The 294-nt window shown below is 51.4% G+C and carries 1 protein-coding gene; it reads left to right on the forward strand.

All coding sequences use genetic code 11. The features are described 5' to 3' along the window. The coding region (locus V5298_RS20940) for an Ig-like domain-containing protein (RefSeq protein ID WP_332933323.1) at positions 1 to 294 on the forward strand (294 nt) is incomplete at both ends.

Genomic DNA, 294 nt, shown 5'->3' on the forward strand with positions numbered 1-294 from the left:
GGTGAGTTGGTGACTATCAGCGTCACTGATGCTGACGATGATACCCAGACATTTACGGCTACTGTCCAACCTGACGGGTCATACACTGCCGGTGTGCCTACTGCACTCGCTGAAGGTGATTATACTATTTCAGTAACAGCTACTGATGATGCAGGAAACACCACCACGGTGAATGAAGATGGGTCTGTGGATACCTCAGCACCTACCCTAACGGTAGCCGATCCCGGATTAGGCAATGACGCCACGCCCACCATCACCGGTAATACAGATTTAGCGGCTGGTGAATTGGTGACT

It is taken from the genome of Alteromonas sp. 14N.309.X.WAT.G.H12 (genome assembly GCF_036697315.1).
GTDB lineage: Bacteria > Pseudomonadota > Gammaproteobacteria > Enterobacterales > Alteromonadaceae > Alteromonas.